The following is a 21556-nucleotide window of genomic DNA, read 5'->3' as shown; positions in this document are numbered from 1 at the left end:
CCGGGTGATGGTGTGTTGCGGTCCGCAATAATACCGGAAGGTGTGTGGATTTTCACCGTTGCGTTCGGATTGACGGGCCACTCTGGCTGCAGTGCCGGCTCCCCGGCTACACTGGCGAGCACTGATGATGAATTGAGGATAGCTGTCCATGACCGAGACTGAAGCGCCCTTCGACAAGACCTGGCCAATGATTGTCTACGCCCTGTATCTGGCCAGTCTGGTAGCCGGGGTTACCGGAATCATTGGTGTGATCATCGCCTATGTGAACGGAACCGTGGACGATGAACGCCTGCGCACCCATTACCGGTTCCAGATCCGCACCTTCTGGATCGGGCTGCTGTACATGGTGGTCTCAACCATCACCATGCCCATTGGCATCGGGTGGTTGATTCTGGTGTGGGCGGTGGTCTGGTTCCTGATCCGGTGCGTGAAGGGCATGGTGGCGCTGAACGAGGGCCGGGCCCACCCGGACCCGACCACCTGGCTCTTCGGCTGACCGGCTCAGTGTGAGAGGGCGCGGAAGTACAGGTGCGCACTCTGCTTGCTGAACTGCAGGGTGCGGCCGGAATGGAAGCGTACTTCGAAGGCGGTGTCCGTCTCCCGTACCACGCCGCCGGCGCCGTAGAGCACGTGTTCCACTTCCCGGGCCTGCCAGATGGGGTGGGTCTGGGCCTCTTGTGACGCCGTTTCCGGTGATGGGGCTTCCAGCGCCACGTCGTGCAGCTGCGCATAGCGCCGGGCGATGCGGGTGGCGGGCTCCGTGAGGGTTACGGTGTCGCGTTCCCCGTCTGCCAGTGTTTCACCCAGCTCCCGACTCAATCCGAAGGCGCATTCCGCCACGAAGCGGCTGGGCAGGCGCTCGGGGTCCGAGCCGTCCGTGGTAAGCAGGTGCAGATGCTCCTTCGTGCGCGTGATGCCCACGTAGAGCAGGCGACGTTCGCTTTCGAGCAGGGCATCCAGGTCCGCGCTGCCACGCGCGGTGTAGGGGAACGTCTTCTCCTGCAGGCCGGGGATCACCACCACCGGCCATTCCAGCCCCTTGGTGCGGTGGATGGTGGCCAGGTGCACGCCCGCCTGCTGGTTGGAGCCGGCGCGGGCCTTGAGATCCCGCAGGTGGCGCAGGGCTGTGGGGGCGTCCAGGTTCAGGGTGGCCAGATAGCGCTGGAAACCGGCCACGGTGCCGATGCGCTCGTCCGCCTGCTCGTGGGTCAGCGCCAGGCTGCGGATGCCCTCGAACAGCTCGGTGGCCGTGGCGTAGTCCTCCAGGATCTGATGGGCCGGCCTGCGGCTGCCTTCCAGTGCCGCCAGCGCCTCGCCCAGTTTGCGGACCTTGCGCGCGGGCAGTGGCTTCCAGTCACTGGTATCAAGCTGCTGCAGCACCTGACCCCAGTCCCGGGTAAACGCGGCCAGCTGGTCGGCGATGGCGTTGAGTTCCTGCTCTTTCAGGCCGCAGTGCGGGAAGCGCAGCACCTGCTGGAAGCACTGGCGCCGCTCCGCACGAGCCGCGTCCCCGGGTTCGCGGTGTTCGCCGGCGGCCAGCGCAAGAAGTTCCATCAGCGCCGCCACCTCGCGGGTGAAGAGCGCGCCCTTGTGGGCATCAATGCGGTAGGGAACGCCCCGGGCCAGCAGCCGCAGCTCAATCGGCACGCTCTGGCTCCAGACCCGCACCAGCACCGCCATGTCTTCCAGCGGCTGGCCGGCCTGCTGGCGCTGTTCGGCCAGGCGCACCACGGCATCGGCGTCCTCACGCACCTGCTCCAGTTCGATGGTGGTATCCGGGGTGCCCGGATGCGAATGGCAGAGCACCTCCTTGCGGTCGCTGTTGTGGGCGATCAGGTGGTTGGCCAGCAGCGCCACGCGGTGGCCGTACCGGAAGCTGTAGGACAGGCTCAGTTCCACCGGGTCCGGGAACTCCTCGCGGAAGCGCGAAAGGATGAACTCCGGTCGCGCCCCCCGGAACTCGTAGATGGTCTGGTCCGGGTCGCCCACCACCGTGACCCGGGCACGGTCACCGGCCACGACCTTGAGCAGAAGGTGCTGGATCTCGTTGGTATCCTGATACTCATCCACCAGCACCATGTCCATCTTGTTGGATACCAGCTCCCGCAGCTCGGGGTGCTCGTGCAGCGCCACAACCGGCTCGTAGAGCATGTCCGCGAAGGTGATGCGGCGGTGGTCCTTCCGCCATTTCTCGAAGGCGTGGTAGAGGTCCAGCAGGTAGCGGTGTTTCGGCTCGAACCCCAGGGCTTCGAAGACGGTTTCCGCACTGTCCAGAGTCGTCTTGACCCGGTCAATGAAGCCTGTGGCCGTCTCCACGAATTCCTTCTTGTTGCGCCGGATCTCGTCCTGCAGGTCCTCGGGCGCAAAACGCAGGGTCAGCTGCCAGGCCTGGAAGTTCACTTCCTGTTCGGTCAGAACCTCACCCTGCCAGGCGGGCAGGTAGCCCTCACGTACGAAACGGCGGTACAGGCGCAGGCCCATGGCATGATAGGTTCGGATCTCGGGCAGCTGGAGTCGGGTGTCGGCGGTGATGGTCTGGAGCTTGGCCTGGAAGTCCGCCCGGGCGCTGCGGTTGAACATCAGGATCAGGATGCGTGCCGGGTCATGGCCCTGCTCCAGCAGGTAACGGATGCGCCAGGCGAGCGTGGTGGTCTTGCCGCTGCCGGCCACGGCGGTGATCACGCAGTGCTGGTTATCGAGGGTGACGACCCTGTTCTGTTCGTCCGTCAGTGACATCATGCGGGGGACCTTCGGGCAGCGGCGATCATTGTAACGGCAGCAGAGGTAATGAGGGTAATGGTATGAGCGAACCGGAAAGCATTCAGCGCAATGTCCTGGGCGAGCCCCTGAAGGCGTGCGGCTATGATCCCATGACCGGTTTCTACCGGGACGGGTGCTGCCATGTGGGGCCCGAGGACATGGGCGTGCATGCCGTCTGCAGCGAGGTCACGGAAGCTTTCCTGGAGTTTTCCAGTGCGCGGGGCAATGACCTGGCCACGCCCATGCCCGCGTTCGGCTTCGAGGGGCTGAAGCCCGGGGATCGCTGGTGCCTGTGCGCCGCGCGCTGGAAGGAAGCGTATGAGGCCGGCTGTGCACCGCGCATTGTGCTCCAGGCCACCCATGAGTCCATGCTTGAGTATGTGGATTTCGCCACGCTCAAGGCCTACGCGGTGGACCTCAACTGAGCATGGAACCGGCACTCGGCCAGTGGCTGGAGGCGACCCTGCCCGTGATCCGGGCGCGGCGGCATCGAAGTGTGCTGGTGCTGGCGGGCCCTGCGGACTGGGGGCGGGCGATTGCGAAGGAGGTGGCCGCGTATCGGCAAGACGCCGGCCTGTGGGTGGGTGATGCCGACCCGGAGCCGGGGATGTACCAGTGCAGCGGCGCGCAGGCCCGCCAATGGCTGGGCCGGAACCTCTCGATGATTGTCTGGGACAGTCATTCAGGTACCCACCCGGCGGGGCTGGGCGCGGTCAGCGGGGCCCTGGTGGGCGGCGGCCTGCTGGTCTGGCTGGTGCCGCCTCTTGTGGACTGGTCGGAAGGGCCGGATCCGGATTACGACCGCCTGCGCCACCATGCCCCACCCTATCGATTTCTGGCCCGGATGGCGCGGCTTCTGGGGCAGGCGGCGGGGCAACCACCCAATGCGCTGGTTACACCGGATTCCGCCTTCCTTGAGCCACCGGCTCCGCCCGCAGTGGCCCGGCAGGCTCCTCGGGGGCCGACCGATGATCAGCAGCGCGCCATTGAGGCGGTTATGGCCATGGGCGCAGCGGCAGAGCCCGCACCCGTGGTCCTGCGTGCGGATCGCGGCCGGGGTAAGTCCGCGGCCCTGGGCATGGCCGCGACACGGCTGGTAAACGAATACGGCACGCGGGTCTGCGTAACCGCTGCTCGCCCCTCCGCGCTGGACAGTTTCTGGCATTTCGTCCCTGAAGAATGCCGGGATGGGGTGATGTTCGTGGCGCCGGATGAACTGCTTCGCCAGGCGCCGGAGGCTGACGTGCTGATGGTGGATGAGGCGGCTACCCTGCCGTTACCCATGCTGGCGGCGATGACGGCGCGCTGGCCGGGCGCGGTTCTGGCGACCACCGTGCACGGGTACGAAGGGACCGGGAGGGGCTTCGACCTTCGGTTCCGTGCCGTTCTGGACCGTAACCATCCGGGCTGGGACAGGGTGATGCTGGATGAGCCCATCCGCTGGGCGCCGGACGATCCGCTGGAAATGCTGATGAACCGGTTGCTGTGCCTGGATGCGGATCTGCCGGAGATCACCTCTTCGGGTGAACCGGTGGCCTACCGGGTGGTGTCGCAGAATGAACTGCTGACCGATGACGGGCTTCTGAAGGCCGTGATGGGTCTGCTGGTCAGCGCCCATTACCAGACCTCCCCGGACGACCTGCGCCAGCTCCTGGATGATCCCGAGACGGTTATTGTCGCGGCCCTCCAGGGCGATGCCCCCGTGGGCGTGGTCTGGGGGCTGCACGAGGGCGGGCTGGATGCGGAACTGGCGCGCTCGGTCTGGCTGGGCGAGCGCCGGCCACGCGGGCACCTGGTGGCGCAGTCCCTGGCGTTTCAGGGTGGTGACCCGGAGGCGGCACGCCGGCGCTATCTGCGCGTGACCCGGATTGCTGTGCACCCGGATCGGCGCCGTCAGGGGATCGGGCAGGAATTGCTGGCGGAGATGGAGAGAGTTGCCATTGCGGGCGGTGTTGACGTGCTGGCCACCAGCTTTGGCGCCACGCCGGCCCTGATGGCGTTCTGGCGGGTCGCCGGGTTCCGCTTTCTGCGGCTGGGCACGAAACGCGATGCGGCCAGCGGTACCCATGCCGCTATGCTGGGCAGGCCGCTCAATCATGAAGGCACGGAACTGTGCCGCTCCCAGGCCGAGCGCTTTGCAGCACACTGGCCCTGGCTTCTGCCGGTACTGAAGGGTCTTGAGCCCGAGGTGCAGGCAGCGGTGGAGGCGATGATGCCGGCGCCCCCGGCATGGGAGCCCGGAATGCTCAGTGACGACGACTGGCGCGAGATCGAGGCCTTCGTGAAAGGGGCCAGGGAACTGGAGGTAACCCGGCTGCCACTGGCCACACTGGCGTCTCTGGTTCCTTCCGGGGTTGCTGCTTGGAGCGATGGGGAGCGGCAGCTCTGGCAGCGGGCGGTCACCGGGGGAGCGGACTGGGAAGCGCTGCGCCAGGAAGGGCTGGTGGCGGGCCGGCGCCCGGGGTTGAAGCGGCTCCGGTCGCTGGCCCGGTCCCTTGTTGAGGAATGGTCGGAAAGCGGAGTGTGACCGCTTCGGTTTCATCGGGGTGGTGATCCGCGAACAATGTGGCGAAATCCATTCCCGGGAGTAACCCATGCGCCCCTGCCCCCTGAATCCACTGCCGGCCCTGCTCCTGCTCGGCACCCTGGTGCTTGCCGGTTGCGGCAGCTCACCCGGGCCGGATCGCGCCGAAACACGCACGGATACGAGCACGGCCCTGATGGAGGCCGCCTCCGAGGGTGATCTGGACCGGGTGAAAGCGTTGGTGGCCGAAGGTGGCGCGCTCAATGCCATGGGCCCGGACGGCACCGCCCTCTATCAGGCGGCGGACGCGGGACACGGGGAGACGGTGTGGTACCTGCTGCGACAGGGGGCTGACCCGGACCGCGGGCTGGAAGGAGGTATCACGCCCCTGATGGCAGCCGCTGCGGCCGGCCGAAAACGCATCATCGATCTTCTGGTCCGCGCCGGAGCGGATGTGAACGCACGCAGCGACGCGGGCGAGACGCCGTTGAGCTACGCGGTCCTGAACAGCCAGCTGGGTGCCACCAACCGGCTGCTGCGGGCGGATGCGGACGTGAATACGGTCAATGAGGAAGGTGAGTCACTGCTGATGCGCGTGGTGGCCCGGAATGATCTGCTGCTTGCCGGGGTCATCGTGGATGCTGGGGCAGGCGTGGACTACCGGGCACCGGATGGCCGCACCGCGCTGGATGTGGCGCGGGCGAACGGCAACCGGGACCTGGTGATGATGCTGCAGAACGCCGGAGGCGATTGACCCGGCTACAGGTCCTGCAGGGGGTGTTCGCCTTCCGGCCAGGGAGCGGTGAAATGGGAGCGGATCCAGCCCGCCGGAACACTGGCGACGTCTTTATGCGTCCAGCGCGGTTCGTGATCCTTGTCGATCAGCCTGGCACGCACCCCCTCCAGGAAATCACGATGGCGGGCGCAGTGCACCGCCACGATCAGCTCCATTATGAAGATGTCGCGCAGGCTCTGCTGCAGGCCCCGGTGCAGCTGCTCGAACACAATGTGCGCTGATACCGGGCAGCCGTTGCGCAGGTTGTTCTGGGCGGCCTGGAACCACTCGGATTCCGCTTCGGTATTGAGAATGGCGTTGACCACGGCCACCACGTCCCGGCCGCGGCATATCCGGCTGATGAACTGTTCGTGGCGCTCGAGGTTGGATTCGGAGAGGTCCAGCTGATAGCCCGCCGCAAAACCCTGGAGGGTTTCCAGCAGGTGGCGGTCATTGGTCTCCGGTGAGCGGGTCCAGCTCTGGTCACGGAGCCGGTTCATGAGCTCATCGAAGCCGTCGTTGGGTACGGCATAGTCGGCCAGGCTCACGCGCAGCGCGTCGGCAACGTTCAGGGTCGCGCCGGTCAGCCCCATGAACATGCCGATGCTGCCGGGCAGGCGGTTGAGGAAGCGGCTGGCGCCCACGTCCGGAAAGAAGCCGATGCTGATCTCGGGCATGCCCATTTTCAGGTCGGGGGTAACCAGGCGGTAGCGCGAGGCGTTCATCATGCCCAGGCCGCCGCCCATCACCACGCCCTGGCCCCAGCACACCACGGGCTTCGGGTGGGTAGCGATGGTGTAGTCCATGCGGTATTCCGCGGCGAAGAAGCGTTCGCCGTCATTCCCGGGCCGGCCCTTGGCGTTCTGGATGGCGTCGTGCACCGAGCGCACGTCACCGCCTGCGCAGAAGGCCTTCTCGCCGTTGCCGCAGAGGACGATCACGCGCACGTCGTCGTCCTCGGCCCAGGCGTCGAGCTGCTGCTGGATGGCTTCGATCATCGGCAGCGTCAGGGCGTTGAATTTACGGGCGTTGTTGAGGGTGATAAGCCCGAGTGCGCCCTCCTGGCATGGCTGTTTCTCGAAGAGGACGGCGTCCTCGGCCTGGTTCTGCGCTGTGTCGGCGCCCATGGGCGTGCCTCCTGTATACCGCGTTGGCCGTTCAATACGGGCCCTTATCCTACCGGAATTGCGCCGGGGCACCAATCGAGGCGGGTGCGTGCGCCGGGGCAGCGGTTATAATGCGGGGTTGGTAAACGGGGAGGTGTGCATGCGGAGTATCCTGGCGGTTCTGGCGGCGGTGGCGTTGACGCTGGTGTTTTTCTTTGTGGGTCAGGCGCCGGCCGGTGATCCGGATGCAGGCGAGGCGCTGGCGAGTGGCTGTGCGTCCTGTCATGGCAGTGATGGTATTGCGGCGGTGGATCGGTATCCGTCGCTGGCGGGGCAGAATGGGGAGTATCTGTTCCGGGCGATGAGGGCGTATCAGAAGGGGAACCGGCGTGGGGGGCAGGCGACGGTGATGCATGGGCAGGTTTCGGGGCTTTCGGAGCAGGAGTTGCGGGATCTGGCGGCTTATTACGCAGCTATGCCTCGGACTGGGGCTGCAGAGTAAAACGTCTTAAGACTGAGTGTCTTTTGCTTGGGCGGGGATTCGGGGCACCTCTCCGGGAACCGCCGGCAAGTACATCCCTGTAGGCTACCGATCGCCATCCATGGCGATCGAGTTTCCCTCCGAGGTGCCCCGAATCCCCTCCTTCCGACTGTGTTGCTTTCTCTGATGGCGGTTACTCTGCCTTTTCGATGATCTGGTAGCACGGCTTGTAGGACTGGCCGGGCAGCTTCATGCGGTTCTGGGCCACGAAGGCGTCCAGCAGGGTTTCCAGGGGTTCGAGGAACTCGGGGTCGCCTTCGATCTCGAAGGGGCCGTGCTGTTCCACCTGTCGAATGCCCTCGGCCTTGACGTTGCCGGCCACGATGCCGCTGAAGGCGCAGCGCAGGTTGGCGGCGAGGCGGTGGGGTTCCTGGTCGCGGCTGAGGTTGAGCGCGCGCATGCTGTCGTGGGTAGGTTCGAACGGGGTCTGGAAAATGGGGTCGACCGTGAGCATCCAGTTGAAGTAGTAGGCGTCGCGGCTGTAGCGGCGGTAGTCGCGTACGGTTTCCATGCCCTCGTTCATGGCGCGCGCGGTTTCTTCCGGGTCGTCGATGATGATGCGGTAGCGGCTGGCGGCCTGGTCGCCGAGGGTGTTGCGGATGAACTGGTCGATCATCTCGAAGTAGTCGGCGTTCTCCTTTGAACCGCTGAAGATCAGCGGGAAGGGAAGGTCCGCGTTGCGGGGGTCGAGCAGGACGCCGAGGAGGTAGAGGATTTCCTCTGCGGTACCAGCGCCCCCGGGGAAGACGACGATGCCGTGGCCGGCGCGCAGGAAGCCTTCGAGGCGTTTCTCGATGTCCGGCATGATCACGAGTTCGTTCACGATCGGGTTCGGCGCCTCGGCGGCGATGATGCCGGGCTCGGTGATGCCGATGTAGCGGCCACCGTCGATGCGCTGCTTGGCGTGCGCGATGGTGGCGCCCTTCATGGGGCCCTTCATGGCGCCGGGGCCGCAGCCGGTGCAGATGTCGAGGCCGCGCAGGCCGAGTTCGTGGCCGCAGTCCTTGGTGTAATCGTATTCGTCGCGGCTGATGGAGTGGCCGCCCCAGCAGACGACGATGTTGGGTTCGTGTTCCGGCCTGAGGATCTCGGCGTTGCGCAGCACCTGGAAGACGAGGTTGGTGATGTCCTCGGAGCGTTCGGGGTTGTACCAGCCGGCGGTGGCCAGTATGGAGTTGGCGTAGACGATGTCGCGCAGCACGGAGAACAGGTGCTCGCGGATGCCGCGGATCATGGCGCCGTCCACGAAGGCGCTGGGCGGGGCGTTGTGGAGTTCGATCTTGATGCCGCGCGGCTGCTGCAGCAGGGCCAGGCCGAAGTCCTGGTAGGTCTCCATGATGGCCTTGCTGTCGTCGCTGATGGTGCCGCTGTTGAGCACGGCCAGGGCGCACTGGCGGAAGAGATGGTAGAGGCCGCCTTCGCCGTCGTCCTTGAGCTGGTTCACCTCCTTGCTGGAGAGAATCTCGAGACTGCCTTCGGGAGAGACGCGCGCGTGAACGCCGTTTCTGGACATAGTATTTGGCCTTCGGTGTCGGTTAAAATCACGCTTCTGCTGAACAGAGCGCGATCCAAGCCGACTAGTGTTACCCATGGTCCATTACCTCATCAAGATTTCGCCGGAAATGGCGGTCAAATCCGATCCCGTGCGGCGCAAGCAGCTGCGCCAGATGCGGCGTAATGTCCGCCGGATGATGCGCCAGCTCGACGAGCGGATTGATGTGCGCCCGGGCTGGGATCGCATCGACGTGTACGTGCCGGGCGAGGACCCGGAGGCGGAGCAGCGGCGCACGGCGGAACACGGTGAGGAGGCGGGCCTGGCCGAGCGTGTTATCCATTACCTCCAGCGCATGCCCGGCGCCCAGTTCATCCTGCTGGTGGACGACCTGCCCTGGCAGAACTTCGAGGATGCGGCCGAGAAAGTGACCCATGTCTACCGCGAGCGGCTGGCGGGCAGGACCTTTGCCGTGCGCGTGAAGCGCCGGGGCGAGCACAGCTTCAGCTCCCAGCAACTGGAACAGTTCCTGGGCGGGCATCTGCTGAAGAACACGGACGCTGCGGGGGTGAACCTCAAACACCCGGAGATTCCGGTGAATCTGGAGGTGAAACGCGAGAGCATGGTGGTGGTGCGTCGGCGCTACCCGGGCCAGGGAGGCTTCCCGATCGGGACCCAGGAGCCGGTTCTGTCCCTGATTTCGGGCGGGTTCGACTCGGCCGTGTCCTCCTACATGGCCATCCGGCGCGGGCTCCAGACCCACTTCCTGTTCTTCAATCTCGGCGGTACGGCCCATGAGGCGGGCGTGCGGCAGATGGTCCGCCACCTCTGGGCGGACTACCAGTCCTCCCACCGGGTCTACATGATCTCGGTGCCCTTTGAGGGTGTCCTCGGCGAGTTGATGACCCGGGTCAACCACGCCTACCGGGGTGTGGTGCTCAAGCGTCTGATGCTGCGGGCGGCGGAGCGCATTGCCCACGAGATGCACATTACCGGGCTGGTGACAGGGGAGAGCATTTCCCAGGTTTCCAGCCAGACGCCCATCAACCTGGGCCTGATCGACCAGAGCACGGACATGCTGGTAATGCGGCCGCTGGTGTTCATGAACAAAGACGAGATCATTGACGTCGCGGACCGGATCGGCGCCTACTGGATGGCGGCGAACATGCCGGAATACTGTGGCGTGATCTCGGACCGGCCGACCACGCGGGCGAAGAAAGGTCGCATTGAGCGCGACGAGTCCTTCTTCGACGATGCGGTGCTGGATGCCGCCGTGGCCAACCGCACCATGACGGCGGTGGACCAGATGCTGGAAAGCGAGGTGGGGATCGACGATGTGCCGCGGGTGAACACGCCCTCACCCGGCGACGTGGTGATCGACATCCGCCACCCCGGCGAGGCGGCGGATGCGCCGCTGACGCTGACCAACAACGAGATCCGTTCCATTCCCTTCTACGAGCTGAACCACCGCTTTTCAGAGCTGGACGCCGGCAACCGCTACCTTCTTTACTGCGACGAAGGCAGCATGAGCACGCTGCACGCGGGGCACCTCATTGCTGAGGGGCACGACAACGTCGTGGTTTACGATCCGAACGAGTGATACGTCGAGAGGTGTAAGGGCTGGATAGTGGCGTGAGCCGGAGGGAAGACGGCCACACCAGTAACAACCGGGGTGGCCGTGGGGGCTGGTTAGCGCTTCAGGATGACACTGACCGAATCATCCACGTCCGCCGGGTCGGCATAACCAACACTGTTCGGTGTGGCGGCCACCTCGTCCACCATCCGGGCGGAGTCACTGACCTCAGCCGGAGGCTGACCTTCCCCGGTGAACGTCTGCTCGGCCCAGAAGGACTGCAGCTGGGAGTTGCTTCGGCCGGTAATCCATTCGTGAAACTCTGCTCGAACCTCACTGCCCTCAGCAATCTCAAACGGCGTGGCCGCTTTGCTGCGGTTGAGGTAGAGGTCCCGGACGTCGCTTTCAGACAGGTTGTCCGGCCCATCGGGGTGAGCGATCACCACCACGTCCGCCATGCTCAGGGGGGCGGCAAAGAGGCCGGCAAGCGCGATCATGCGTAATGTTTTCATGTCGGGGCTCCTTAAAATGCCGCGTCGAGCTTCAGGGTGTAGATGTTGGTGTGGTCGAACCGGTTGCCCTGACCACTGGCAAAGCTCATAGCGTTACCGCTCAGGGCGCCAGAGGTATCACCGAAGCCGCGGGAATGAGTCCAGTCCGCCTTGAGGGCAATGCCCGGCATGGCATCCCAGCGTACGCCGAGACTGTAATCATCGCGCTTCTCATTCTGGGTCGAAAGGGTGCCCGTTGGCCGCTTGTCGTCGTCCTGAGTCTCAACCCACGCATAGGTAGCGTAGGGCATCACGCTGTCGAACCGGTAGCCGAGGGTAATGTAGGCACCATCCCGGTCCGGGAAGACGCCATCAACGTTGCGGCGTGTGACTTCGGAAACCGCCATGACGTTACCCTGCTCATATTCCACGCCGAGACCGAAAAACTCACCGTCATCATCCTGGGTACCGAAAGGCGCAAAGTTCGTGTCGGCCCGGGCGGCAACACCACGGAATGTCCATGTGTAGTTGGTCCAGGACATCACGGCACCTGTAATGTTACGCAGCTCCAGCTCGGCAGAGGTGTTGGTCTGGCCAACCATCCGGTCCTCTTTGCTGTGGCCACCGAAGACCTGGGTGCGGATGGTCTGGCCAAACACGTCGAGATCATAGGTGGCATCCAGACCGGTGTAGGAGCTGAGCGTAACCTGGTCATAGACCGCGCTTGGTGCCCGCGCGAACGGCTGGGCATACCCCAGATCCAGAGAGTCGGAGTACATGAACAGCGGCATGCGCATCTTGCCGGCGCGAACACGCAGCCCATTATCCATCTCATGGCTCAGGTAACCCCATTCCAGCTGGGTTTCCCAGTTATCCCGTGCTTCATGCTCGCCACGCGAGAGAAGCTGGAAAGTGGCGCTGGTCTGATCGCTCAGGTCAAAGGTGCCCTGCACGGCGAACAGTGTCAGGGGGCGGATCTCGGATTCTTCGGTAACACCCGCGTACCCGGCATTGTTGCTGGCACGGGCATAGCCGGTGCTCATGAAGCCGTTGATGCGGAAGTCGGTGTCACGCGAATCGCGCATGTCCTGCTGGAGCCGTTCAAGCTGGCTCTCGAGGCGGTCGAGCCGCTCTTCCTGGGCGTGGGCGCCGGTGACGCCGGCGCTGACCAGCAGGCACACGGCGAGGCGGGTTTTAGTGGTGCGCAGTTGCTTCATGGTTATCTCCATTGAAGGGGTTTGAGTTTGTTGGGGTCAGACGCGGAACTGTGACGCGATCTGGTGCAGGCGCTGGGTGATTTCCCGGCTGTCCTGGCTCGCCTGGTCCAGCTCCTGAGTGGTTTCAGTAATCTGTTCGGCGTTGCCGTGGATGTCAGTGATGTTCTTGACCACATCATTGAAGGTGGCCGTCTGCTCATGAGTGGCGGCCGCAATCTGTTCGTTGATGCTGCTGATGCTTTCAACGTTCTCGAGGATGCTCTGCAGCACTTCTCCGGATTCCTTTGTGGCATCCACACCGGTGCGGGCCTTTTCGACACTGTTCTGCATGGCGCTGACGGAGGATTCCGCCAGGCTCGACAGGTCGGAGATCACGGTCTCAATCTCCTGGGCGGAGTTCTGGGTGCGGACGGCGAGGTTGCGAACTTCATCGGCAACCACCGCGAAACCACGGCCGTGCTCACCCGCCCGGGCAGCCTCAATGGCCGCATTGAGGGCCAGCAGGTTGGTCTGTTCGGTAACGGTCTTGATGGTGTCCAGCAGCCCAGCCACTTTGGTGGAGTGGGTTTCAAACTGGTTGACGAGCTCGGCACTCTGGTCGATCTCCTGAGCCAGATCCTGGATGGTCTGAACATTGCCGGAGACGTGAGCCTTACCGCGGTTGGCGTATTCCGCCGCGCCCTGGGTCTGCTCGGAGGCGTCGCTGGCAAAACTGGCCACTTCTTCCACGCTCTTGACCAGCTCGTCCACGGAGTGACGCGCCGAGGCGATGGCCGACGACTGGTCGTTGATGCGCTGCAGGTTCGCTCGACTGGTTTGTGACAGCTGCTGGGAGACCTCTTCCAGGCCTTCCACGTCCTTGCTGATGGTTCCGAAAGCGGAATGCAGCTTTTCGATGAAGGCATTGAAATGGGTGACCAGCTCCCGGAGCTCATCGCGGCCGTCATACTGGATGCGTGAAGTGAGGTCACCCTCTCCCGAGGCCATGTTGCGCAGCGAGTGGATGACGCGGTTGAGACTGCTGGTGATCGAGCGGGCGATGAACAGGCTGACGACAACCAGGGTGGCGATCGCGATAACGGCAATGCTCAGGCCCAGCGTTGTGCTGCGCTCGGTGGTCACGAGGGTCTCGTCGATGGAGTTGCTGAAGGCGTCGCGTGCTTTATCGCGCACGGTCGTCATATCGCTCATCAGCTCCTTCAGGCGTTTGGCATTGGCAGAAGCATCCTTGCCCAGCGCCCGCATATCGGCATCACCTTCGATGAAGGCCGAGGCGATTCGGGTGGCCTCGCTGTAATAGCGCTCCAGGTCCCTGGAAAGCCGTTTGAAACGGTCGCTCATCCGGGGAGCCAGGTCCTGGAGTTCATCCAGATTTGTCTGGATGGTGTTGTAATAGGTTTCGGTCTCGGCAAGCCTCTCCTCATTGCCGGTGGTTACGGCCGCGTTGATCTGCGCTTCCATCAGTTCCAGTTGCCCAAGATTGACGGTCGCCTTCTCCATCATTGGATACAGCTGGTCATTCACCTCGTGCAGGCGGCCGGCGTTGTTGTTCTGGACGTAAAAGTTAAAGCCCTGGGTGATGACAAAGGCGAGAATCGCAATCCCAACCAGAAGCGAGAGTTTCAGCGAAATGGAGAGTCTCTGTAGCATTGCGTCCCTGTGGTGTAGCTGTGCGGAGTTGCGGGATTATGGGGAAATGCCGGGTTGTTTAGTGAAAAAAGATGTATTCAATTTGTAATTAGGTAGCCAAGCAATATTTCAGCCTGAAATGCCTTGATCGGGGTTTATTTGAAGAAGGATCGAGCCGGGGGAATACTGGATGCACACACAGGTTCCCCTGTTATACTGCGCAGGTTTCACGCACCGGCAAAGGGCCCAGTGGCACTATGGATGTCTCCTCCATCCTCGACCCCCTCAACGACGCCCAGCGCGAGGCCGTCACCGCGCCGGACAGCCACGTGCTGGTTCTGGCCGGCGCCGGCAGCGGCAAGACGCGGGTGCTGGTGCACCGCATTGCCTGGCTGATCCAGGTGGAACAGGTGCCGGCCTCGAGCATCATGGCCGTGACCTTCACCAACAAGGCGGCGCGCGAGATGCGCGGGCGGATCGAGGAGATGCTGCAGATCCCGACCCGGGGCATGTGGGTCGGCACTTTCCATGGTCTGGCCCACCGGCTGCTGCGCGCCCACTGCCAGGACGCCGGCCTGCCCGAGAACTTCCAGGTGCTGGATGCGGACGACCAGCTGCGCCTGGTCAAGCGCGTGATGCGTGAGCTGCAGCTGGACGAAAGCCGCTGGCCGCCGAAACAGGCCCAGTGGTTCATCAACTCCAGCAAGGACGAGGGCCTGCGCCCGGATCACATCGAGGATCACGGCGATGTGTTCACCACCACCCTGATCAACGTCTACCGCGAGTACCAGAAGAACTGCCAGCGCAGCGGCCTGGTGGACTTCGGCGAGCTGCTGCTGCGCTCCCACGAGCTGTGGCTGGAGAAGCCGGAGCTGCGTGCCCACTACCAGAACCGCTTCCGGCACATGCTGGTGGACGAGTTCCAGGACACCAACGCCGTGCAGTACGCCTGGCTGCGGGTGCTCAGTGGTGACCGTGTGCCGCTGACCATCGTGGGCGACGACGACCAGTCCATCTACGGCTGGCGTGGCGCGCGCATCGAGAACATCCAGCAGTTCCAGCAGGATTTCGGTGGCAGCCGTCTGGTGCGCCTGGAACAGAACTACCGCTCCACCCAGACCATCCTGGAAGCGGCCAACGCCGTCATCGCCAACAACCAGGGGCGCCTCGGCAAGGACCTGTGGACGGACGGTGAGACCGGCGATCCCATCGATGTGTACTCGGCCTTCAACGAGCAGGATGAAGCCAACTACATTGCGGACACCATCAGCAGCTGGGCCGAACAGGGCAACGCCCGCGCCGAGTGCGCCATCCTCTATCGCTCCAATGCCCAGTCCCGGGTGCTGGAGGAATCGCTGCTGCGCCAGAGCATTCCCTACCGCGTGTACGGCGGCCTGCGCTTCTACGACCGCCAGGAGATCCGCAATGCCCTCGCCTACATGCGGCTGGTGAACTACCGCCATGACGACGCCGCCTTCGAGCGCGTGGTGAACATCCCCACCCGCGGCGTGGGCGCCAAGGCGCTGGAGACCGTGCGCGAGGCCGCCGGGCGCGAAGGGGTCTCACTCTGGCAGGCCACCGTAAACCTGCTCCACCACCAGCTGCTCAAGGGCAAGGCCCGGACCGGGCTGCAGACCTTTGTGGACCTGATCGAACAGCTGGCGGACAACCACGAGAACCTGCCGCTGCACTCGCTGGCCGAGCGCGCCGTGCGCGAGACCGGCCTGCGCGACTACCACGGCCGGGAAAAGGGCGAGAAAGGCCAGGCCCGGGTGGAGAACCTGGACGAACTGGTGGGTGCCACACGCGAGTTCCGCGTGGAGGACGACCAGAACCCGCTGAGCGAATTCGTCGCCCGCGCCGCCATGGACGCGGGTGAGTCCCAGGCGGAAGAGGACGAGGACAGCGTCCAGCTCATGACCCTGCACTCGGCCAAGGGCCTGGAATACCCCATGGTCTTTCTCACCGGCATGGAGGAAGGTCTCTTCCCGCACAGCATGTCCGCCGAGGAACCCGGCCGCATGGAAGAGGAGCGCCGGCTGGCCTACGTGGGCATGACCCGCGCCATGAGCAAGCTCACCCTCACCTACGCGGAATCCCGCAAGCTCTACGGCCAGGAACGCTTCAATGCGCCCTCACGGTTCATCCGCGAGATCCCGGATGAGCACATGCGCGAGGTGCGCCTGCGCAATACCGTCACCCGCCCCACCATGTTCAGCGATGCGGGCGGTGCCGCCAGCAGCGGCGCCGACACCGGCTTTCAGCTCGGCCAGCGCGTGGTGCACCCCAAATTCGGCGAGGGGATCGTGATGAACGCCGAAGGCGCCGGCGCCCACGCCCGGGTGCAGGTGAACTTCGCGGAAGGCAGCAAGTGGCTGGTGCTGGCCTACGCGCCGCTCGAGCCGGCCTGAGGCAGCAGCCCGGACCGGCTCAGGCGGCGCCGGATGCCTCCGAGCACACCGGGGGATCGGGCATCCCGTTTTTTCCGGATCGCCTCAATGGCGTTCAGGCAGGCATCATACCCTTCCTGGAAAAGGGCCTCGCTCTGTGTCGGATCGGTGCGGTCGTAATCCGCCAGGTCCAGTGACAGCACGTAATCGGCCCCGGCAAGCTGGGTCTGCGTGTGGCTGTCGATGGCGATGTCGAAGGCAGTGACCAGCGCATCAAAATACCCACCTGGCACCCGCCGCCGTGTGCTGCCGTTCAGGTCGACCCCCATCACGAAGTCCACGCCCCACTGTTTGAGCGGCGAGATCGGTACGTTCTCCACCAGACCACCGTCCACCAGCAGTTCCTCACCCCGCTCGACGGGGCTGTAAAGGCCGGGAACGCAGGCGCTGGTCATGGCTGCTGTGGCCACATCTCCTTTGTTCAGGATGACCTTGGTTCGTGAGGCCAGATCGGTGGCGATGAACGCCATCGGGTAAGGCGACTCGGAAAAGTCCCGGTCGCCAATGTGGTGGCGAACAAAGTCGCCCATGGCGGAATTGTTCATGATGCCGTACTTCGACCAGCCGAAGCTGGACAACTGCCACCAGTCCAGCTTCGAGCAGGCGTCGCGAATGGCCTCTGGCTTATGCCCGAAGGCATAGAGCGAGGCCATGATGGCCCCGATGCTGGTGCCGGTGATGTGGGTCGGCCGCAGACCGTGCTCCTCAAGAGCTTTGAGCGCCCCGAGGTGGGCAATGCCAAAGACGGCACCGCCGCCCAGGGCAAGCCCGAAGGTGGGTTCGCGGTGCGAAAAAGGGAATTCAAATCGGGCCATGGGCGTTGTGATGATCCGGTTATGTGGAGGACGCGGCCTATTGTCCAAAAACGAGAACCATGTTGCCAGCGACGAATTGGCGCCCCGACCCTGGCCCCGCAAGCCCACCTCAACCCAACGGACTGGCAACGCCCGCAAACCCCTGGCCGAGAACATGCGTGTAAATTCAACAATCCGGAGTCCCGCTCCGTACATCAGCGACGCCATCAGGTCGTAGGGCGGAGCCAGCTCTCCAATAAGTCGCATGGCTTCCTCGTGGGTGAGTACGACAGGGAGGCGGGGTGGGCGTTTGGCCCGAGTTGTGCCACTGATATCACCAACAGGAATCCCGAGAACCTTGTCATAAAGGAAGACAAGCGCGCTCAATGCCTGATTCTGGGTTGCCGCCGCGACGTTACGCTCAACAGCCAGCTAGGTCAGAAACTCCCGGATCTCCTTAGCGCCCATAGCCTGAGGGTGGGGGACGCCTTGAAAACGGATGTAGTAGCGGATCCAGTACCAATACGATTTCTCGGTACGGATGCTGTACCGGTTGAGCCGAATGACTCTGCGAACCTGGTCGCGCAGCCGGAGATTCGTGCTTCCCGTTGATGGCATCTGGGCCTCCTTGCCAATAGGTGTTCATATATACAGTATTATTGAAAGCGCAAAACCGAGAAGTCAAACGATTACGCGGCATGACTTCCGGTTCTGCGCTAAGGTACTATTCTATAAAGGGTTTGCGCTGGGAGGTCTCCCAGAGAAAGCTGGCGCTATCTAGAAGTCACGAATATTGATATCGCTGAATTCCAGCGATTACCTGTTGGGCATTGGAGGTGACATTTGAATCCCGATGATTTCTGGAGCCCGAATGAAGAGACAGTGAATAGCTTTGATGAGCTCGAGAAGCTGATGAATGAGGTGTTCGCCAAAGGTCCTCAGAAAGGTCGGGTTTTTGCTTGGCGAGGCCATGTGGATGCTGGCTGGCCGCTTCATAGCTCGCTTTATCGAAGACTGAATTGGACTACCGGGCGTTTGCCAACGGAACGTGAGCTCTATAGGCAGGAAGGTTCAATTTTGGCAGACCTACACCGTTGGGGCTTACACATGACATCAGCACTTGGTCGTTTGTCCGTTTTAAATCAGCTAGCAACGCTACAGCACTACGGGGCTCCGACCCGATTAATCGACGTTACCTTCAATCCATGGATTGGTGTCTGGTTTGCGGTGGAAGAGAAAAGACAAAATGGCGAGCTAGCGAAAGAGAACGTAGATGGAAGACTGTTTGCGATTGATGTCACGGATCGACTGATAAACGAGGATAAGGGGCTTAGAGAATGGGAGGACGATTTTAGGCGACCGTGGCGCATTGGCCAGCCGGACGGCGATCAAGGTGAGAACGGAAAAGAACAGTATCAGAGCTGGTGTACAAAGGTTTTCGCTTGGCGTCCACCGCATTTCGACGGAAGAATTGCAGCCCAAAATGGTGGCTTCGTCGTAGGGGGTGTTCCGATGAGTTATGGCCCTGATGGGCCGAATCAGTGGCCTAAAGACGGGGGAAGTTGGAAAATTGACGAGGTCAGGCAGTCAACTTCCTTGTCGCTTCGGCCCAATAAGCTGCGAGTGAAAAGAGGCAAGATATCACAGGATGCGGTCTACTCTATTCGTATAAGCGCTAGGGCCAAGGGTGAGATAAGACGGAGGCTGGAAAGCTTATTCGGTTATGAGCATAGAACGATATATCCCGATTATTCTGGCTTTGCGGATTTCGGCGTTCAGAAGCTGAAATCTACTCCGTGACCTCAGCCTTAAGGATAATGCCCAACAAGTCGCTCGAGTTCGCTCCGGCCCTGGTCGGGCCTCCGCCGGACGGGCTTTGCGCTCTGCTCCAAGCCCGCCGCTCAGCTTTGCGTTAGGAATCATGGGGTTCAGCGAAAATTATGATTGACGACCCATATCCTGAAAGGTGGCAAGATCTTCAGTCGGGCGTTCGCAGACTATTCCGTAATGTAGGCCTAGCTGCAGATGTAGAGGTGGATCTTGAAACACCGAGAGGCTCCGTCAATGTCGATGTCCTGGCTGTAGATCGTAGAAGCTTGGACCAAATTAGGTACATCGTGGAATGTAAAAACTGGAACTCTTCCGTACCGCAGTCTATCGTGCATTCGTTCACGACCGTGATGCACGAGACTGGCGCAAACATCGGGTTCATAATCTCAAAATACGGGCTTCAGTCTGGAGCTGAACAATATACGCAGAATACAAATATAGTCGGCTTAACATACCTAGAGCTCCAGCAGAGATATTTTGAGGCTTGGTGGCGAAGATACTTCTGCCCAAGGGTAGGTGATGCGGCTGACCGAGTCTTACAGTACACAGAAGAGTTCAACCGGCGTCGAGACGAGGCGTACGCCAATCTTCCGGACGAGAAAAAGAAAGTATTTGACCGATTGCGCGCTCAGTACATTGTGCATTCGTGGACGCTATCAATGTTTAATCTAGAGACTGTAAGCCCTCACTTAAATACCGGAAGCCTTCTAGATGTACCATCCGATCTAGACAGTTTTAAAAGGGAGGTGCTGTCTTTAATTTCTCCGGGTGTTGAGTGGCACTGTTCAAATTTCCGGGGTCTTTTGGATTTGATTCTGCGTTTTCTAAACGATGTTGAAGAAGAGTTTAACGAGTTGTTTGGTGGCTATATTTTTGACATCGAACCTATCAGTGGCGTAGGGCCAGATGGACCACCTGTGGACGGTAGCTTTCGATGATATATTTCGAAACTCTGGTGCCGCGTCGCAGGTTTTTCCTAACAAATGCAGGCAAGGGAATCTATGGAAGAATTAGTTCAAATCGTTGGTGTAATAGCCACTGTAGTCGCGCTTTACAAAATTTTTATGGAAATAGTGGTTTTCAGGTCGAGCAAAAGGCGAGATGAATACCAGTTTTCAAAACAGTTCGTTTCCGACCTGAGTAAAAATGATATCCACAGGCTCACACTCGAGAAAGGCTTTTTGGCATTGACAGGTAAAATATATCCAGTTGAGGAAATTCAGGTCATTCTCGATGGTAAAGAGCCCACCCGCTCGATAAACGAAAGGTCAGATGCAGCTAGCTTTATAACTTTCGAGCCAAATGAAAAAAAATACTGTTGGAAGGGGCGCTACAAGAAAGCCATTGTAAGAAAATATGCTGTTTCTTGGTATTACACCTGGTATGTAATTTTAGCAATGGTTGGTCTCGTTCCAGTTTTTATGAAAGGAATAGCTTCAGCCTTGGATGAGGTACCAATCATGGCCTTTTCTAGCTCTCTTGTGCTAGTCGCCATCATGTGTTTGATCTCGGCCGAAAAGTACAAGTCTGCCCAGCGATTCATGGAAAAATTCGGGAGTAGTGCCTAACAAGACGCTGTTGCCGGACAATTTTTACACCGCTTTGCGGCTCCAAAATTGCCGCAAAGCTTTGCGTTAGGCGATGAGACATGACAAACGAGCATATTGAATCATTGATAGACCGATTAAATTCGGGTGGAGATCTCCAGCTGATGTTTTTGTCAGCTCTCTCTAACAATGTCGATTTCGCCAAAGTTTGGTTGCAAGAGCCAAGAGGGAGTCTTGCAAACGAGAGATCATATGATTTTTATTTCATAAAAAACGAAAGCGGAACCTACGTTGCTGCCGTTTTGGATATGGTTAATGACCTGCATGTTTTTGTTAAGCAAGAACATAGAGGCAATGGGTACCTCACAAACGCAATGCATCAAGTCGTATTCCCTCATCTTTATCAAAATGGTCGAAGTGTTCAGCGGGTAACGTTCGTTGATGAAATGATTAGCAAGTATGTTGAGAATTGCTGGGGTTTCGAGATCGATGGGGAGCAACAGGCCGCAAAATCACTTTCAGAGTATGCAGGCGTCGCAGAGATAAAACCGCTACGGCGGAAGGTAACCGAAAGAGAATTTAAGGCAATAAAGAACAAGATTGATCGCGCTGGTTTGTACATCACAATGGCATCAGAACAGCTTGAATCTGCCCTTGGAGAAGAAGAAGGCGTAGGTATGCGTGAATTAGCGCGTATGTTGCTAAATCTGGATGATGACGTCTTGGATTTTATTGAGGAGTACCAAGACAGACTCGCTGACTAGTTGGTTTTCTAGCAAACCTGCCTAACAAATTGTTGTAGTTTGTTCCGGCCTACGGCCTCCACC

General features: G+C 61.3%; 18 protein-coding genes and 1 pseudogene. 11 read left to right on the top strand and 8 right to left on the bottom strand.

Going from position 1 to position 21556, the window contains the following annotated elements; genetic code table 11:
- The first annotated feature begins 148 nt into the window (after positions 1-148).
- Complete coding sequence (locus CK501_RS01775; RefSeq protein WP_095616006.1) at positions 149-496, top strand: DUF4870 family protein; 348 nt, start codon at positions 149-151, stop codon at positions 494-496.
- 5 nt (positions 497-501) lie between these two features.
- On the opposite strand, the gene CK501_RS01770 is transcribed toward CK501_RS01775, so the two are convergent.
- Positions 502-2739: an ATP-dependent helicase gene (locus CK501_RS01770; protein ID WP_095616005.1), complete on the bottom strand. Its 2238-nt coding sequence runs from the start codon at positions 2737-2739 to the stop codon at positions 502-504.
- A gap of 62 nt (positions 2740-2801) precedes the next feature.
- Between CK501_RS01770 and CK501_RS01765 the strand changes: the two genes are divergently transcribed.
- The 3 genes from CK501_RS01765 to CK501_RS01755 all read left to right on the top strand — a co-directional run bounded on the left by CK501_RS01765 (position 2802) and on the right by CK501_RS01755 (position 6038).
- Entirely contained in the window at positions 2802-3185 is a 384-nt protein-coding gene (locus CK501_RS01765; protein WP_095616004.1) for a DUF2237 family protein, read from the top strand.
- A gap of 2 nt (positions 3186-3187) precedes the next feature.
- Positions 3188-5287: a tRNA(Met) cytidine acetyltransferase TmcA gene (locus CK501_RS01760; RefSeq protein WP_095616003.1), complete on the top strand. Its 2100-nt coding sequence runs from the start codon at positions 3188-3190 to the stop codon at positions 5285-5287.
- A 67-nt stretch (positions 5288-5354) separates the two neighbouring features.
- On the top strand, positions 5355-6038 hold the full coding sequence (locus CK501_RS01755) for an ankyrin repeat domain-containing protein (protein WP_095616002.1): 684 nt from the start codon (positions 5355-5357) through the stop codon (positions 6036-6038).
- Between the two features lie 5 nt (positions 6039-6043).
- Here CK501_RS01755 and CK501_RS01750 read toward each other — a convergent pair whose 3' ends face one another.
- Complete coding sequence (locus CK501_RS01750; RefSeq protein ID WP_095616001.1) at positions 6044-7186, bottom strand: enoyl-CoA hydratase/isomerase family protein; 1143 nt, start codon at positions 7184-7186, stop codon at positions 6044-6046.
- 139 nt (positions 7187-7325) lie between these two features.
- Between CK501_RS01750 and CK501_RS01745 the strand changes: the two genes are divergently transcribed.
- Positions 7326-7667, top strand: a complete 342-nt coding sequence (locus CK501_RS01745; protein WP_095616000.1) for a c-type cytochrome — start codon at positions 7326-7328, stop codon at positions 7665-7667.
- A 172-nt stretch (positions 7668-7839) separates the two neighbouring features.
- Here the strand turns inward: CK501_RS01745 and ppnN are convergent, their stop codons facing one another.
- Positions 7840-9219, bottom strand: coding sequence for a nucleotide 5'-monophosphate nucleosidase PpnN (gene ppnN, locus CK501_RS01740; RefSeq protein WP_095615999.1), 1380 nt, complete (start codon positions 9217-9219; stop codon positions 7840-7842).
- A 76-nt stretch (positions 9220-9295) separates the two neighbouring features.
- On the opposite strand from ppnN, the gene thiI reads away from it, so the two are divergent.
- On the top strand, positions 9296-10798 hold the full coding sequence (gene thiI / locus CK501_RS01735) for a tRNA uracil 4-sulfurtransferase ThiI (protein WP_095615998.1): 1503 nt from the start codon (positions 9296-9298) through the stop codon (positions 10796-10798).
- An 89-nt stretch (positions 10799-10887) separates the two neighbouring features.
- Here the strand turns inward: thiI and CK501_RS01730 are convergent, their stop codons facing one another.
- The 3 genes from CK501_RS01730 to CK501_RS01720 are packed head-to-tail and all read right to left on the bottom strand — an operon-like array spanning position 10888 to position 14129.
- Positions 10888-11283: a type 2 periplasmic-binding domain-containing protein gene (locus tag CK501_RS01730; protein WP_095615997.1), complete on the bottom strand. Its 396-nt coding sequence runs from the start codon at positions 11281-11283 to the stop codon at positions 10888-10890.
- 11 nt (positions 11284-11294) lie between these two features.
- Positions 11295-12479 carry a porin family protein gene (locus CK501_RS01725; RefSeq protein WP_095615996.1) on the bottom strand — a complete coding sequence of 395 codons (1185 nt, stop codon included), beginning with the start codon at positions 12477-12479 and terminating at the stop codon, positions 11295-11297.
- 36 nt (positions 12480-12515) lie between these two features.
- Positions 12516-14129, bottom strand: coding sequence for a methyl-accepting chemotaxis protein (locus tag CK501_RS01720; RefSeq protein ID WP_095615995.1), 1614 nt, complete (start codon positions 14127-14129; stop codon positions 12516-12518).
- Positions 14130-14365: 236 nt separating this feature from the next.
- On the opposite strand from CK501_RS01720, the gene uvrD reads away from it, so the two are divergent.
- Positions 14366-16519, top strand: a complete 2154-nt coding sequence (gene uvrD / locus CK501_RS01715; protein ID WP_095615994.1) for a DNA helicase II — start codon at positions 14366-14368, stop codon at positions 16517-16519.
- Here the strand turns inward: uvrD and CK501_RS01710 are convergent.
- On the bottom strand, positions 16495-17373 hold the full coding sequence (locus tag CK501_RS01710) for a patatin-like phospholipase family protein (protein WP_158223012.1): 879 nt from the start codon (positions 17371-17373) through the stop codon (positions 16495-16497). The genes uvrD and CK501_RS01710 overlap by 25 nt on opposite strands.
- A 327-nt stretch (positions 17374-17700) precedes the next feature.
- Positions 17701-17970, bottom strand: a pseudogene (locus CK501_RS17145) (site-specific integrase); the annotation flags it as partial.
- 225 nt (positions 17971-18195) lie between these two features.
- Between CK501_RS17145 and CK501_RS01700 the strand changes: the two are divergent.
- From CK501_RS01700 to CK501_RS01685, 4 genes are all read left to right on the top strand, one after another.
- Positions 18196-19152: an FRG domain-containing protein gene (locus CK501_RS01700; RefSeq protein ID WP_143421368.1), complete on the top strand. Its 957-nt coding sequence runs from the start codon at positions 18196-18198 to the stop codon at positions 19150-19152.
- Between the two features lie 140 nt (positions 19153-19292).
- Positions 19293-20120: a restriction endonuclease gene (locus tag CK501_RS01695; protein WP_095615990.1), complete on the top strand. Its 828-nt coding sequence runs from the start codon at positions 19293-19295 to the stop codon at positions 20118-20120.
- 63 nt (positions 20121-20183) lie between these two features.
- Positions 20184-20750 (top strand): hypothetical protein, encoded by a 567-nt coding sequence (locus CK501_RS01690; protein WP_095615989.1) that lies wholly within the window; start codon positions 20184-20186, stop codon positions 20748-20750.
- Between the two features lie 80 nt (positions 20751-20830).
- Positions 20831-21493: a hypothetical protein gene (locus CK501_RS01685; protein WP_143421367.1), complete on the top strand. Its 663-nt coding sequence runs from the start codon at positions 20831-20833 to the stop codon at positions 21491-21493.
- Positions 21494-21556: the final 63 nt, after the last annotated feature.

Origin of the sequence: Halovibrio salipaludis (assembly GCF_002286965.1) — a bacterium.
GTDB classification, from domain to species: Bacteria; Pseudomonadota; Gammaproteobacteria; order Pseudomonadales; family Oleiphilaceae; genus Halospina; species Halospina salipaludis.
This window is presented reverse-complemented; position numbering and strand designations above follow the sequence as displayed.